This window comes from Nocardiopsis codii (assembly GCF_036327455.1).
In the GTDB taxonomy this organism is placed as follows: domain Bacteria; phylum Actinomycetota; class Actinomycetes; order Streptosporangiales; family Streptosporangiaceae; genus Nocardiopsis; species Nocardiopsis codii.
In genome coordinates this window covers 25,497-40,427 of record NZ_JAUZMY010000035.1, presented here as the reverse complement: position 1 = coordinate 40,427, position 14,931 = coordinate 25,497, and the positions used below count along the sequence as shown (strand labels likewise).

Genomic DNA, 14,931 nt, shown 5'->3' with positions numbered 1-14,931 from the left:
GATCAGTCCCGGGACCCCTCCCGGGGGCCCGCGGCGGCCATGGCGCCGGCCAGGTCGTGCAGCAGTTCCGGCAGGCGGGGCGCGTTGCGCGCGATCCTGTCCCAGGCGAGGGCGGAACGGTCGAGCCGCTGCCGGGTGGTCGGTTCCTCGGTGCCGAGCCTGGCTGCGCGTCGCTCGGCCCGCCGGAACGACGCGGTGGCCGCCCAGACGGAGGCGGCCACCACCGGGCGGAAGACCCCCTTGCCGCGCACGTCCAGCACCGCCTCCACCGACCAGCGGCCGTCCTCGCCCGCGGTCGGCGCCAGCCAGGCGTCGACCGCGGCGATGGCGTGGTCGGCGCGCAGGCGGGCCGGGCGGTCGCCGCCCCGGCCGGCCACCGACGTGTACCAGTCCCCGGTGGAGAAGCGGAGCTCGCCCGTGGCCGACCGGAGCCAGGCGCCCCGCCCGGGCAGTTTCACCTCACCGGTCCCGGTGAGCAGCCCCGCGGGCCCGTCATGGGTGACGCTGCCCCAGGTGACCGGCGGTTCGGTGCCGCCGACCGCGTCGGGCATGCCGAAGTCCAGGGACGAGGTGCCCTCCTCGTCCCAGGCGGTGACGGTCAGCCCGGTGCCGCTCCACCCCTTCTCGCCGTCGTCGGCGGGCTCGACGCGCACGCCCTCGGGGGAGAGTTCGGTGAGGAGGTAGTGGCTCCGGGGCTCCAGGTGCGACCCGTTCAGCAGCCGCAGCGCGGTCCGCGCCGCGGCCACCGCGAGCTCGTCGGCCTCGGCCTCCGTCCGGGGGGTGCCCTCGCGCAGTCCGGCGGCGGCGTCGAGGCGTTCCCCGCGCAGCTCCTCGGCCGCCTCGTGGTCGACCAGCCCCAGTTCGTCGGCCCGCTTCTCCAGCCGGACCAGGGTCTCCTCGTCGGGCGTGAGAAGCCACCCGCGGTCGTCGAACCGACAGCTCCGGGCGACCTCGTGCAGGGCGGCGACGATCCGCTCGACCACCTCGCGGTCCACGGCGGTGATGTCGAAGGTGTGGCTCAGGCGGGGCACGGCGTCTCCGGTGTCGTGTGCGGTCGGGGCGGTGGCTGCGGTGGGCACTCCGCGTACGCGTGCCAGCGTACGCACCCATCGCCCCCGGCCGGGCTGCGGGCCGCCCCCGGAAGGCGGCGGACGGCGCGGTGCGGGCCGGTTGCGGGAGGGCGCCGATGACGGCAGGCTGGACGGTATGACCAGGTACGTCGCACTGCTGCGCGGGATCAACGTCGGCGGACACCGCCGCATCGCCATGGCCGACCTCCGGTCCCTGCTGGAGGACCTCGGCTACACCGGCGTCGCCACCTACGTGCAGAGCGGCAACGCCGTCTTCAGCGGTGCGGACGCCGACCCGGAGGCCGTGGCCGAGAGGGTGAGGACCGGGATCAGGGACGTGCTCGGGCACGACGTCCCCACCGCGGTGCGGACCGCCGCGGAACTGCGCGCCGCGGTGGCGGCCAACCCCTTCGACGTCCCCGACCCCTCCAAGTTCCTCGTCCTGTTCTGCACCGGCACCGTGGACACCGAGGGGCTGGCCGGGATCGACCTCTCCCTCCACCCCAAGGAGCGCATGGCGGTGGTCGGCGCCCAGGTCTACACCTGCCACGAGGACGGGATCAGGTTCGCCGCACTGCCGGCCGTCGTGGCCCGGCACGTCGACGGGACGACCACGAGCCGCAACTGGCGGACCGTGCTGCGCCTGGCGGAGATGGCCGGGGACTGAGGGAGGGGCCGTCCCGCGACTGTCCGAGAGAAGTCCTCGGTGAACCGAGGACGGCGCGCACCGGACGCCGTCATGACCACGCGAAGGGGTGGTGTCCGTGCCGAGACGGTGGACCGTGATCCTGCGTGACCTGTCGGACACGGCACGGCCGATCAGGCCCGAGGACTGCCACGGCCTCCTCAACCGGTGGTGGCCGCAGTCCCCCGAGGAGCACGCGGCGGCCAAACGGTGGTCCATGAACGGCTGGCCGCTCCCCCTGGGCGACCGGCTGCACCACTGGACGCTGACCTGGCTCGACGACGAGGTCCCGCCCCCGCTGGACCCCGAGGGCCTGGTCGGAGACCCGCAGCGGATCGGCGACCACCTGCTGGTGCCGCTCTCGGTGACGCGCACGCACGAGCGCACCTACGCCCAGATGCTCGTCGAGCCGAGGGGGCCGTCCGCGGTGCGCGCCGCCGAGGTGCGCAGCCGGACGCCCATCGTCATGACCACCCGCGACGCCACCGGTGAGCGCATCCCGCACATCTGGCCGAGTCCGCGGCGCCTCTTCGGCGCCGTGCACCGCTCCGGCGGCGGGATCGTCGGAGGCAGCGGAGCCGTCGGCGCCGTGGCCAGGTTCGCCCCGCCCGCCCTCGCCGAGGCCTGGCTCGAACTCGTCCTGGGCGGTATGGCGCAGGTGCGGCGCTCGCCACTGGAGGGCGAGGACGTGCGGCTCGCGGAGCACCACCACGCCGACAACCGCACCGTCCTGGGCTGGCACGGCGGCATCCGGCTGGACATGGCCGGGGGCGACCGGCGGCACACCGACGCGTTCGCCACCCTCCTCGAACTCCTCGAACTCGCCGGCGCCGGCAAGTACACCGCGCAGGGGTTCGGCGCCGTCCACGTGGACACGGTCACCTGCGGCCGACCGCCGGTGGAGATGTCGGTTCCCCGCACCCGCCGGGTGTCGAACCGCACGCCCCGGCGCACCCCCCAGCGGGTGGGCGACACCCACGCCCACGCCGTCGCCGAGGTGGAGGAGTTCGGCGGCACGCTGTTCGACTGACCCACAGACCGCCGGTTCCCGCCCGAGGACGGCGGGCGGGGACCGGTGACCCACCAGGGACCCCGGTCTCCCCGGTCCCACCGGCTCCCACCCCGTGGACGGGGGTGGGAGCCGGCGCTCCCTCCGCCCCGTCGTGCACCGTCCCCGCCCCCGGGACCGCCCGTCCTGTGCGGCCGGGGGAGGCCGGACGCCGACGCCGGTGCCCGGACGCGCACCGGCGCGGGCCGGCCCGCGGGGCCGACCGGCCCCGCACGGCTCAACCGCGCGCGTCCCCTCCGTCCCGAGCCGTCGGCCCGGCGTCCCGTTCCCGGAGGGCGCGGGCCAGCCCCCGCAGGTGCGGGACGAGTTCGCGGGGGACGAGCTCCGGCGCGTCCGGGGCCGCGGGAACAGCGTGCTGGTCGCGGTCGCGGAGCGCGATCGTCTCGGACGTGTGGGGTGCCATGGGGAGACCTCCGTGCCGGGGAAGGGCCGTGCACCCATGCTCTCTCGGACAGCGCTCCCGCCGGGCCGACCGGAACGGGCCGACCGCGGCCGTGGGGGTGACCCCGGGGCCGGCAGCTGGTATCCGTGGATTCTCGCGGCCGGTGGAAGGCGGGCACCGTCCGAGAGGAGTCCCCAGGAGCCCGGCCCCGCGCCGCCCGCGCCCCGCCCCGCACCCGCCGACGAGGAGACTCGACACGGTGACCTCCGTTCCCGCACCGCACCGCCCGCCCGGCGCCGACCCGGCCGACGGGGGGCCGCCGCCCAGCGGTGTGGTGGTCGGCGTCGACCTGCGCGGCATCCAGGCCTACGTGTACAGCGGGCGCCGCATCCTGGACGCCGTGGGGCGGGCGGCGCTCGTCGCCGAGCTGACCGACACCTCCGACGCCGAGCACGGGATCGCCGACCTGGTCCCGCCGAACTGCGTGGTGCTGCGCGACGCGGGAGGAGCGCTCACCGCGGTCTTCCCCGAGGCGGGGTCGGCACGCGAGTTCACCGCCCGCTACACACGGCGGCTCCGCGACCGCGCCGGCGACCTGACCCCCGTGGTCGCGCACGTCCCCTACGGCGCCGCCGGGGACGCGACCCCGGCGGCGCCGACGACCGGCCACGGTCCCGGACCCGTGGCGGCCCCCGGGGGCGTCCGCGCTCCGGTCTCCGGTGTGGACGAGGCCCTGGCGGTCCTCCCGGAGCGGTTGCGGGAGGCCAGGCGGCACATGTCGGCGCTGCACACCCCCGCCCACGGCTACGGCATCACCGCCGTCTGCTCCGTCGGCGGGGGCCCGGCCGAGTCGGTGGACAGCAGCCGGGCCCAGGACGACCACGCCGACGTGCACGAGCGCGTGGCCGCCGACGTCGCCCGGGCCCGCGGGATCGGCCGCCGCTGGCACCGCGCCCACAGCGCCGCCTGGCTGGCCGGAGCGGCCACCGCCACCGGCGCCCCCGCACTCGCGCTCCCGATGGAGGTCGACCGGCTCGGCCGCGACCACGGCGAGGTCAGCCGCCTCGCGGTCGTCCACATCGACGTCAACGGGCTCGGGATCATCCTGGGGGCCTACCGTGAGCGCGCGGGCGACCCCCGCGTGCCCGGCTCGGGCGCGATGGCCCAGCGCCGCCTCTCCAGCCGCATCGCCGGACTCACCGAGGGGCTGGCCCGGGTCCTGGTGCGCGCGGTGGCCGCCACCGTCCACGCCGGGCCCGGACAGGCCCCCACCATCCCCGGCGCCGGCGCCACCCGGCCCGTCACCCTCTACCACGCGCCGCCCGGCCCCGTCCGGATACCGGTGCGCCCCATCGTGGTCGCCGGGGACGACCTCACCGTCCTGTGCGACGCCCGCCTCGCCCTGAGCCTGGTGCGCTACGCGCTGGACTGGCTGGACGCCGACCCGGAGCGGATCGGGGACCCCCGCGACCCCCGGGTGGCACTGCACCGCGCGCTCGCCGCGGCCCACGGCGGCCCGCCGGGCGCGGGCCGGACCGTCAGTGGGCACGACGGGGGATCGCACACCACCTTCGTGCCCACGGTCGGGGTCGGCGTCGCGGTCCAGCCGGTCGGCGCGCCCCTCTCCCTGGGCTACGACCTGTGCGAGGCGATGTGCCACCGGGCCAAGCAGCACAGGGTCGCGCTCGCCGAGGCCGACCCCGGCACCCCGGACGAGCACGCCGTCGCCTGGACGACGCGCTTCGACGGTGTCGACCGGGTCCTGCGCCGGCTCGACCAGGCCCGTGCCGCCCCCGTCCCCCGCACCGGACTGCCGTTGACCGGGACCGGCTTCACCCGCTTCCTGGACCGGTACCTCTCCGGGACGGCCCCCGGCAGCCTGCTCGCGGGCGGGGACACCCGGCAGCGCGGCTGGCTGGTCTCGGCCCTCGTGCCCCTGCTGGAGTCGGGCACCGACCCCGGACCCGAACTCGCCCGCCGCGCACACGTGACCGGCGCCCCCGTCGAGCTTCCCCGGGACTGGACGCCCGGGGGGCTGCTCGACGCGGTCGAGATGATGGACCTGTACCTGGATCCCGGCCTGGCGGCGGCACTCGACCCCCACCGGCCCCGACCACGGGAACGGGCGGGGGCCGCAGGCCCGGGGCCCGCGCGACCGCGGGAAGGCGCGCGCCCGTGAGCCCGCCGGACCGCATCGTCGTCCACCTGGCCTCGCCCGCGCTGTTCGTGGGCGCGAGCGCGGACGGCACGGGCGCCGACACGGACGTGGTCACCGACGAGCACGGCCTGCCCTACCTGCCCCGCCACCGCCTCGCCGCACGCCTGCGCGCGGGGGCGGCCGGTGCGCTGGCGGTCGCCCCGGAGCTGGCCGCCGCCTGCGACGAGGTGTTCGGCCGGGGGCGCTCCCACGGTGCGGACCGGATGCTGCGGGTGGGGCACGCCGTCCTGGACGACGACGTGCGCTCGGCGGTCGTACGCGCCCTCGCCGGTCGGGGCGAACCCGTGCGCACCACCCTGCGCCGTGCGGTCACCGACGCCTACACCGCGCTGGAGTCGGGGACCGGGGTCGGTCCGGACGGGGCCCCCGAACCGGGGCGGCTGCGCACGAACCGGGTGCTCCTGCCGGGGCTGACCCTGTCCTCCGCGCTGACCTGGGCGACGGCCCCCGGCGAGGAGCACTGGAGGCTGCTGGCCCGTGCCTGCCTGGCCACCACACGGATCGGGCTGAGGACCACGCGCGGCCGGGGCCGGGTGGACGTGCGCCTGGCGGCGGCGGACGGGGACGATCCCCACGCGACCACGCTTCTACTGGCCGCACCGGTGAACAAGGAGCCGGACCGGGAAGGGTTACGCGTGTGAACACCGGCCCCTTCCAGGACGCGTCCCCCGGTCCGTGCCCCGTCCCCGCCGCGGGCACCGCTCCGCGTGCGGGGGTGGGTGCGTGAACCCCCTTCCCGTCAGCGGATACCTGCCGCTGCGCTACGTGCTCACCGACACCCTGGCCGTGCGCACCTCCTTCGACCCGCTGCGGATCGACTCCGAGCACTCGATCAGCGGGCGAGCCCAGCGCGGGATGCTCGCCGCGGCCCTCCAGCGCGCCGGTCGCGAGCGCGAACTGCGCGACTGGGTGGCGCGGGGCGACCGGCTCCGCTTCGCCCCCGCCTACCCGCGCCTGGAACCGGGAGCCGACCCCGGCCTCCCCGACGCCTGCGCGCCACCGAGGGCGGTCGTGGCCTACCCCGCCCCGGCCCACCTCTTCACGCCGGGCAAGAACGGCGACACCACCGTCGACGTGTTCGGGGACACCGACCCCGCCACCCCCTACCGGGCGGTCCGCGACCACATCACCCTGGACCGCTCCCTGCGCGCGGTCGTGAGCACCACCGCCGAGCAGTACCTCGGGCGGGCCCGCACGGGGGAGCGTGCCCAGGGCGTCCCCTTCTTCACCACCAGCGTCGACGCCGGCCAGGTCTTCGAGGCCCGCTGGCAGCTGCTCGCCCCCGACACCGCCTCGCTCCGCGACCTCGCGGAGCGCGTCGTGGCGGTCCTCGCCGGGGCCGACGGGACCCTCACGCTCGGCTCCGGCGGTACCCGGGCCCACGGAGGCGTCCGCGTGGCCCCGGCGGACCCCGACCGGCTGCTGTCACCCGACCGGGTCGCGCCCCTCGGCGCACGCCACTGGCCCCCCGGCGCCCCCGTCGACCTCCTCCTGCTCTCCCCGGCGCTGCTGGTCGGCGAGGACGGTCAGGCCAGTCCGGGGGCACTGGCGCCCGCCGTGCTCGACCTCCTCGCCCGCCGCCTCCCCGGCGCCGGGGCCCGGGTGCTCGCCTGCCACGTGGAGGCCGGGCTCCTCGGCGCCTACCACCGGGGCTACCGGGGGCCGATGGCCCAGCGGTGGGCGGCCAGGCCGGGAGCCGTGGTCCGGCTGCGGCTGGAGGCCGGCCTGACCGCGGACCAGGCCCGCGACCTGGAGGCGCACCCGCTGGGGGAGCGCGCGGTGGACGGCCACGGCCAGTTCACGCTGCTCCCCGCCCCGCCCCGCGAACCCCGCCCCCTCGCGCCGACAGCGGTCCCGCTCGCGGCGGGTCCGCGGGACGCGGGGCTCCCGCCGTCCACAGTGCGGGACTCCGCCCCCTCCGGCGCCGCCGGAGCCCCGGCCCCGATCCCCGCCTCCGTCCCGGACCCGGACCCGGACGAGGAGGGACCGCTCGCCGCGCTCTACGACCAACTCCTGTGGAACGCCGCCTCCCAGCCGGTCCGGGACCACGCCCGCGCCCTCGTCCGGGACTCGGTCCGAGGGCTCGCCCCCCTCACCCCCAGCCTGCTCGGCCGACTGCGCGAGGTCGTCGTCCACCCCCACCGCACCCCCGACGACGCCCTGTCCGCCCTCGGCCGCACCGTCGCCGGACGCGCCCACGGCCACACGGGCTCCGACCGGGCGGGCGCGCACAAGGTCCTGCACGACCGGGCCGTCCGCTCCCTCGCCCGCGCCCGGCTGGCCCGGCCCGGACGGCCCGGCCCCGTGTCCGTGCAGTCCTGGCTGGGATCCCTGGCGGGCGGGAGCGACGCCGTCGCCTGGTGGCGCGACAACCGGCCCGAACCCCCGCACAGCACGGACTACGCGCGTGCGATCGCCGCCGTCGACCTCTCCCTGCCGGACGGCCTGCCTCCCGGCGACCACCCCGGCGGGCTCTCCGAGCGGGCCCGCGCCTGGGAACGGCGGGCCGCGGCCCGGCTTACCCTGGTCCTCGTCTCCTCCTGGCTGGCGGAGGCCGCCAGGCTCCTGCGCGCCGCGCAGGACGGCGACCACGCGCCGGGGGGTCCCGGTTGAGCACCGACCACACCCGTCCCGGTCTCCTCTGGGAGGTCGCCGTCCGCTTGTGCCTGCTGTCGGACACCCACGTCGGCGCCGCGCAGGCGGTCCCCCGCCATGCCGCGGAGAGCGACGTGGACCTGCACGTGGACCGGGACCCGCGGACGGGGGTGCCGCGTCTGCGCGCTACCACCCTGGCCGGGCTGCTGCGCCACGAGCTCGCCGAACGCACGGGGGACCCCCGTCGGGTGCGCGAGCTCTTCGGCGCCGCCGAGTCCCGCTCCGCACCGGGTCCAGGACCGGACGGGCCCCTCACCAGCGCACTGGACGTCGACGACGCCGCCGCCGAACTGCCCGAGGACACGACGCTCGCCGTCCGGGTCGGCACCCGCGTGGACCCGGCGGGCGGCACTGTCCGGCCGGGCCGCTTGTGGCAGTGGGAGGTCCTTCCTGCGGGGACCGTGTTCACCGCCCATCTGCGGTTGCGCGTGCCCTCCCCGGCCGACGAGGCGCGTCTGCTCACCCTGCTGGTCCTGGCCGCCGGAGGACTCGCCGGGGAGGGCCCCGGCATCCGCGTCGGCGGGCGCACCGGGCGCGGCTACGGCGCGGTCCGCGCCACCCACTGGGCGGTGGAGCGGCACGACCTCACCGACGAGCACGCCTGGTTCGCCTACCACGCCCGCACCTGGTCCGAACGCTGGGAGCGCGGCGCCGACGCGCTCGGGGACGCCCCCGCCGACCTGTCCACCGCCCTGGACGTCCGGCTGCGCGCGGAGGGGCGGGCCGCGACCGCCGCCCATGTGGCCGCCCGCGCCGACCTGTGCGACCACCGCCGCCGCGCCGAACTCCACCTGACGCTGGCGGTGGCCGAGCAGCCCGCGCCAGCGGTCCCCTCCGCGCGCGGCCCCCGACCGGAGGACGACCGTCGGCGCGCCTCCGCACCCCCCGCCGACCCGTCCTCGCGCGAACCCCGACCCGGCCTGCTCATGGTCGGGGACGTGCCCGCGCCCGAGAGGCTCGGCGCGGTGGACCGGGCGCACCGGCACCGCCCGGTCGTGTCCGACCCGGACAAGGCCTCCGTCCGCCTCGCCCCGGTACTCGGCGACACCGCCCTGTTCGCGCTGTTCAAGAGGATCGCCGGCAGGCTGGCCCGGGACGCGGCCGAGCACCTCGGGGCGGAGGAACCGCGCTGGCGGGGGTGGCACGCACACTGGTGGGGGGCGGACACCGACCCCGGGACCGCCGTCCCGCACCCCTCGCGGGTCCGGCTGCGCTCCGCCCCGCACCTCCGGGGCGGGGCGTCCCTGACCACCACCCGCCTGACCGTGGACGCCCTGTTCGGCGACGCGGTGGACGGCCGGCTGTTCACGACCGACCTGCACTGCGGGGGCAGCGGCGAGGTGGTGCTGGACGTCCGCGAACCCGACGACGCGGTGCTGGGGCTGCTCGCACTCGTCGTACGCGAACTGGCGACGGTCCCCTTCGACACCCTCGGCGCAGGGGCGGGGAGCGGGAACGGGCGCCTGACCGCGACCCGGGCCGCCCTCACCACCCATGCGGGGGACGGCGGACCGCCGCACCGGGTCGACCTGCTCACGGCGCTGTTCGACCCCGCCGGCGGGGAGGCGGCGACGGCGCGGGGCTGGGTGTCCGCGCTGCGCGCCCGGCTCGCGCCCGAGAGCGGCGCGGGGGAGGGCCCGTGACCGCGTCCGGGGCCGACGGGAAAGGGCCTCGCGGCCGTGCGACCGCCGGAGGCGCGGATCCCGGTCCACAGGCGGGGCGGGACGGGCGACGACAGGAAGGGAACGACGGTGGACCACACACCCCCGAGACCGGAGGGCCTGGCCGTCCGGCGGCTGGACGGCGGCCAGGTGGAGGGCGTCCTCGCCGACGTCTTCACGCACGGCGCCCGCTGCCGCCTGCTGGACACCGGTGCCGACGGGATCCCCGGAGCGCCGGGCGCCCCCCAGTGGCTGCTCGCCGAACTCGGGGACGGCCGTATCACCGGCGCCTGCCCGCGCGGGCGCTGGCGCCGCTCCGACCACCCCTCCACCGCCCACCTGTCGGCCCGCGCCCCCGACCCGGGAACCGACCGGTGGCGGATCCTGGAGGTCCTGGTGTTCGGACCGCACGCGCAGATCAGGCTCGGGGAGGGGGCCGAGGACGGCTGGATCAGCGCGGACGGCCCCGCCCCGCTCCAGGAGTGGCTGCGCCCGCGTGCCCGCTCGTTCCTCCTCCAGGGGTGGAACGGCCCGGCGCACAGCCGCACCCTCGACGGGGACGTGCCCTTCTCGGTGACCAGCGAGCCCTCGGGATCCCAGGCCGTCCTGCCGGTGGGATGGTCCGACTTCTCCGGCCGGGCCCGGCCGCGCCCCGGCAGGCGCGGCGCCGCCCTGGAGAGCGCCGGCACCTGGCTGACCGTGCGCGAGTACTGGGCGTCGGACCCCGGGACGGGGGCCGTGGGGGTGGGCTTCCACCGGCTCACGGGGATGCGCACCGGGACCAAGCCGACCGGGCCGGAGTTCGACGTGGCCACCGGCGACGAGGTCGGGGAGGCGGAGCGCCGATGGTGAGCCCCCGCGACGTCGCCTCCCGGTTCGGGGGGAGTCCGCTCCCGGAGGCGGCCGACTCGTCCTCCCCGGACACCGGCCCCGCCGGGGGGAGGCGGGGCGGCCGGTTCCGCGCCACCGCCCCCTACGGGCTGGTCGCGCTCGCGGAGACCCCCATGCCCGCCGCGGACCTGCACGCCGGCCATGCCACGGACGACCTGCTGCGCAGCCACGACCGCACCGTGGACGGGACCCGGTCGGGGTGGATCGACCTGGCCGTCACGACGCTCACCCCCACGTTCGTCGGCCAGACCCCCGAACGCGGCCGCGTCAGCTCGTCCATCCGCTTCCCGCACGGTGACCGCCTCCTGCCGGCCCTGCCCGGCTCCACACTGCGCGGGCTCGTCCGCAACACCGTGCGCATGGTCACCGGCGGTGAGACCGGCCCGGTCAACACACCGATGCTGTTCTTCCGCGCTCCCGTGCGCATCGACCCAGGCAGTGCCGACAGCAGCCTGTCCACCCGCGCCCGGCAGGTCATGGCCAGCAAGCACGCCGACTACCGGAGGAACCGCGCGGGGCTGCGCACCAGGCAGGGGTTCCTGTTCCACTCGCCGCCCGACGGCCGCTGGTACGTGGTCGCGGTCCCGGCCACCGCGCTCGCGGCCGACCCCGGCCAGGCGCTCAAGGTGCCCTTCACGGTCCTGCGCGAGAGCCTGCGCACCTGGGACTTCGGGGTCGCGGACTTCCCCGACCCGCCCCGGGGCAACACCTACGTGCCCACCACGCACGAGCAGCACGGGCGGCTCCAGCACCGGTGGGTGCACGCCGTCCACCTGCCGGGGGAGCGAAGGATCGCCGCCGTCGCGCCCACGGCCGAGCAGGCGCGGGAGTACCTCGCCTCCCGGGTCACCAGCGTCCGCGACCTCGGCCGCGGCGGGATCGTGCAGGCCCTGGTCGTGCTGACCGGGGTCGCCGCCGGGGAGCGCCGCAACGCCTACCTCTTCCCCCGCCCCACCGACCTGCGGTCGGGGCGCCTGGGGGTCCCCGAGGCCATGGTGGAGCTGTTCGAGTCCGCCGAACAGGTCACCGGCTACCAGCGGGCGGCCTTCCCCGACGGCCTGGGCGCGGGCGGCGCCGAACCCGCCCGGGAACCGGTGGCCGGGGCCTCCGGCGGAGGGCTGCCCCGACGCAGCCTCGAACCGGTCTGGTTCGACGTCGACCCCTCCGGATCGGTGGTGTCCTTCGGCCGCTCGGGCGGCTACCGCATCGCTGTCAGCGAGGACAACCCGATCCGCCGCGCCGTTCCCGGGCCCGTGCTCGGACCCCAGCACGGCGACCCCGGCAGGGCCGACCGGGCGGGCCGTCCCGTGGACGTGTGCCGGGCCCTGTTCGGTGACACCGACACCTTCGCGGGGGAGGCCGGGGCCTCCAAGGGACGCGTCTCGTTCGGCAACGCGCTCTCCTTCGACCCCGACCCGGACTACCCGGGCGGGGCGGCCCTGCGGGTGCGCCTGCTCTCACCCCAGCGGGGATGCTTCGCCAACTACCTCGTGCAGGGGCCCGGCGCCGGGTCCGGGGACCGGCCCGACATCGTCACCTGGTCGCACGAGGGGAGTGTCCGCCTGGGCGGGTACAAGGTGTACCTGCACCGGCACCGCGGGGGCGGCGGATCCCCCTTCCGGTACGACGTCCGCACACAGGAGGACCTGGGCCTGACGGTGCTGGACCCGGGACGCCGGGCGGACCCGCCCCACGACACCCAGCGCGACGTCGTCCCCCTCCGGGACGGCCTGACCTTCCACTCGCGGATCACCTTCACCAACCTCACCGACGGGGAACTCGGCGCGCTGCTGCGCGCCCTGCTCCTCGACAACCCGGTCGACGGCGGAGATCCCACCGACCCCGGGCACGCCCACAAGCTCGGGATGGGCAAGTCCCTGGGCATGGGGAGCGTGCACCTGAGGCCGGAGCTGTACCTGGTGGACCGGCGCGCCAGGGCCCTGGACCTCGACCCCTCCGCGGGGGTCGCCCGCGCCACCGACGACCAGGTCGGGTGGTTCCTCGACGCGTTCGGCGGCGCGCTGGCGGCACGGCGCCTGCCCGGCGTGCCCCGCCCGGGGCGGTGGCGGGAGGTGGAGCAGGCGCGCGACGTGTGCCTGGCAGGCCGGTGGCGCGGCCGGCTGCCCTGGGAGGAGACGGCCGTGATGTCCCTGCGCGAGTTCGCCGAGTACCCGGTCCTGCCCCCGCTGGCCGGGCGCTTCGCCGCCGCCGGGCCGGCACGGGGCGGCTGAGCCGGCGGCGCGCGAGCGCACCCGCCGCAGGGGCCGGGTTCCGCCCCGCCGGACGCCGCCGGCCGAGCCGGGGCCGCCCCTGAGCGGGCCTACCTGTCGATGGCCTCCGCCAGAGCCTCCACCAGGTCCGCGCGCAGGTCGGGGTCGTCCTGGGCCCCCGCCCACAGAGCGGGGACGTCGGCGCCCTCGTCGAGCAGCCCGCACAGCAGGGACTCCAGGGCGCCCTGCGGGTCGGCGTCGAAGGCGGACCTCGACTCCTGGGCCCGCGTGGTCAGGGCCAGACCGGTCCGGCGCAGCCAGGACCGCTCCTCCGCGGTGAGCACCTCGCGCCGCAGGGACGGGTCCCCCACGGGGGACGGGGAGTCGGGGACGGGGGAGTAGGGGGCGCTGCGGGACCGGCCGCGCGCCCGCTGCACCAGCTCGAAGTGGCGGGGCATGGTCGTCGCCATCCGGCCCAGGACGCCGGTCAGCCGCCGGGCGACGTCCTCGCCGTTCAACTCGGGAAGGAGGCGGCGGAGCAGGAGGCGCCGCCGCTGGTCGGGCGTGCGGCCGGGGTCGGCGTCGCGTCCCGCGGCCAGTTCGGCCAGCTTGCGCAGCAGGTAGTCGCCCGTGGCGGTCGAGACCATGGGCGGTTCCTTGACGGCCGTGAGCGTGCGGCCGTGCAGGTCGGCGACGGGCACGGCGCTGCCGTCCTCGGTGAAGGAGACCGTCTCGCCCGGATGGATGTCCTCGGGCAGGTCGGCGGCGGGGTTGCCCCAGCCCGCGGTGAGCACCAGCATGGCCAGAGCCTCCTGGTCGACCACGTCCGTGGCGACCAGGGCGACGTCGCGGCGCTGCGCCCAGCGGCGCGGGCGCTCGGAGAACGCGCAGCGGATCCGGCCGTCGGGCGCGCTCTGCGGGTAGACGTGGCGCAGGTTCTTGTAGGAGCGGTCCCGGCGCACGTCGTCCAGGGCGTCCCGCAGCCGGTGCGCGGCAGTGCGGTCGACGCCTGTCCCACCGGGCGCGGCGCGTCTCATGCGCACGGCGATGACGCTCTCGGGATCCGCTCCGTGCACCGGGCACGGGCAGTGCTCGGCGCACAGGTCGACGTAGTCGCAGAACTGTTCGGAGTGGCCCGAGCAGCCCTGCGCGGTTCCGTCCGAGGAGCACGGCCCGCATCCCAGGACACGCGTGAAGACGCGCAGGAAGGCGGCGGAACCGAACAGCTCCCAGACGGAGCAGTGGTGCGTGCTCACGAACTCTTCTCCCCGGGTGTTCCGGGGCCGGGTCGCTTTCCCAGCCCTCCGGGAAAGCGCGTGCGAAAGAGACGTGAGACCTCTGTTGACACCCCCGCGTGAACGGGAGGTCGTATAGCAAAATAGAGCCACTACGGAGGAAATGTCAATTGTTGTGGCAGGTTATCGAGCATCATAAACCAATCCTGATCATCATAAAAAGGACATCCGAAACAGGGGTCCCAACCCTTTCTCGGGTTTCTCCCGTGCGGCACGCCCGCGGGGCGCCCGCGCGTGTGTCCGAGAGACTGCGGTGAAGGCCTTGGACCGGGACGCGGCACCGGCCGGACGCGGTACGCCGACCGGCCGTCGCACACCGAGACGAACGGAGGGCGCCGGATGCCGGTGGTCAACCTGACTCCGCATGCGGTGACGGTCGTGGACGAGAGCTCCCGCGTCATCCGGTGCTGGCCGGGATCCGACGAACCGGCCCGGGTCGAGGCGGTGCGCGTACCCGTCGGCCTGGAGGTCGCGGGGGTCCCGCTGATGGCGGAGGAGCGGACCAGGGCCAACCTGCCCGAGCCACAGGAGGGGGTGTGGTTCATCGTCTCCTCCGTGGTCGGCTCCGCCCATCCCGAGCGCCGGGACCTGCTCGTCCCCTCCGACCTCGTGCGCGACGGGAAGGGGGTGGTGACCGCGTGCCGCTCCTTCGTGATCAGCGGTTCGCCGGTGCGCGGGCGCGCAGCGGCCCAGGGGACCGCGACCGTCGCGGGGGAGAGGGTCGGCGCCTGACCGGCCCCGGGCCGCCCCGCCCCCGGGGCGGCGGCCCGCTGGGTGCGCCCGCCCCTTCCGCCG

General features: G+C 76.9%; 12 protein-coding genes. 9 read left to right on the top strand and 3 right to left on the bottom strand.

The annotated features are described in order from the left end of the window. Positions 1-2: 2 nt before the first annotated feature. The gene (locus Q8791_RS26670) at positions 3-1,079 is read right to left on the bottom strand and encodes a hypothetical protein (RefSeq protein ID WP_330094568.1); all 1,077 of its coding nucleotides are present in this window, start codon (positions 1,077-1,079) and stop codon (positions 3-5) included. Between the two features lie 127 nt (positions 1,080-1,206). Here Q8791_RS26670 and Q8791_RS26665 point away from each other — a divergent pair, with 127 nt between their 5' ends. Further along, the gene (locus tag Q8791_RS26665) at positions 1,207-1,737 is read left to right on the top strand and encodes a DUF1697 domain-containing protein (RefSeq protein WP_330094567.1); all 531 of its coding nucleotides are present in this window, start codon (positions 1,207-1,209) and stop codon (positions 1,735-1,737) included. 88 nt (positions 1,738-1,825) lie between these two features. After that, the gene (cas6, locus tag Q8791_RS26660; RefSeq protein WP_330094566.1) at positions 1,826-2,785 is read left to right on the top strand and encodes a CRISPR system precrRNA processing endoribonuclease RAMP protein Cas6; all 960 of its coding nucleotides are present in this window, start codon (positions 1,826-1,828) and stop codon (positions 2,783-2,785) included. Positions 2,786-3,041: 256 nt separating this feature from the next. Here cas6 and Q8791_RS26655 read toward each other — a convergent pair whose 3' ends face one another. Continuing rightward, positions 3,042-3,227 (bottom strand): hypothetical protein, encoded by a 186-nt coding sequence (locus Q8791_RS26655; RefSeq protein WP_330094565.1) that lies wholly within the window; start codon positions 3,225-3,227, stop codon positions 3,042-3,044. A gap of 238 nt (positions 3,228-3,465) precedes the next feature. Between Q8791_RS26655 and Q8791_RS26650 the strand changes: the two genes are divergently transcribed. The 6 genes from Q8791_RS26650 to Q8791_RS26625 all read left to right on the top strand — a co-directional run bounded on the left by Q8791_RS26650 (position 3,466) and on the right by Q8791_RS26625 (position 12,862). Further along, complete coding sequence (locus Q8791_RS26650) at positions 3,466-5,385, top strand: hypothetical protein (protein ID WP_407942062.1); 1,920 nt, start codon at positions 3,466-3,468, stop codon at positions 5,383-5,385. Beyond that, complete coding sequence (locus tag Q8791_RS26645) at positions 5,382-6,065, top strand: hypothetical protein (protein WP_330094564.1); 684 nt, start codon at positions 5,382-5,384, stop codon at positions 6,063-6,065. The genes Q8791_RS26650 and Q8791_RS26645 overlap by 4 nt, the downstream gene beginning before the upstream one ends. 82 nt (positions 6,066-6,147) lie before the next feature. Further along, positions 6,148-8,037, top strand: a complete 1,890-nt coding sequence (locus Q8791_RS26640) for a hypothetical protein (RefSeq protein WP_330094563.1) — start codon at positions 6,148-6,150, stop codon at positions 8,035-8,037. Continuing rightward, positions 8,034-9,722 (top strand): RAMP superfamily CRISPR-associated protein, encoded by a 1,689-nt coding sequence (locus Q8791_RS26635; RefSeq protein WP_330094562.1) that lies wholly within the window; start codon positions 8,034-8,036, stop codon positions 9,720-9,722. The genes Q8791_RS26640 and Q8791_RS26635 overlap by 4 nt, the downstream gene beginning before the upstream one ends. 108 nt (positions 9,723-9,830) lie before the next feature. Next, positions 9,831-10,592, top strand: a complete 762-nt coding sequence (locus tag Q8791_RS26630) for a hypothetical protein (protein WP_330094561.1) — start codon at positions 9,831-9,833, stop codon at positions 10,590-10,592. After that, a complete protein-coding gene (locus tag Q8791_RS26625; protein ID WP_330094560.1) occupies positions 10,586-12,862 on the top strand; it encodes a TIGR03986 family type III CRISPR-associated RAMP protein in 2,277 nt (758 codons plus the stop codon). The genes Q8791_RS26630 and Q8791_RS26625 overlap by 7 nt, the downstream gene beginning before the upstream one ends. 89 nt (positions 12,863-12,951) lie before the next feature. On the opposite strand, the gene Q8791_RS26620 is transcribed toward Q8791_RS26625, so the two are convergent. After that, a complete protein-coding gene (locus Q8791_RS26620) occupies positions 12,952-14,097 on the bottom strand; it encodes a hypothetical protein (protein WP_330094559.1) in 1,146 nt (381 codons plus the stop codon). A 378-nt stretch (positions 14,098-14,475) separates the two neighbouring features. Here Q8791_RS26620 and Q8791_RS26615 point away from each other — a divergent pair, with 378 nt between their 5' ends. Continuing rightward, complete coding sequence (locus Q8791_RS26615; protein WP_330094558.1) at positions 14,476-14,868, top strand: hypothetical protein; 393 nt, start codon at positions 14,476-14,478, stop codon at positions 14,866-14,868. Positions 14,869-14,931 lie beyond the last annotated feature (63 nt).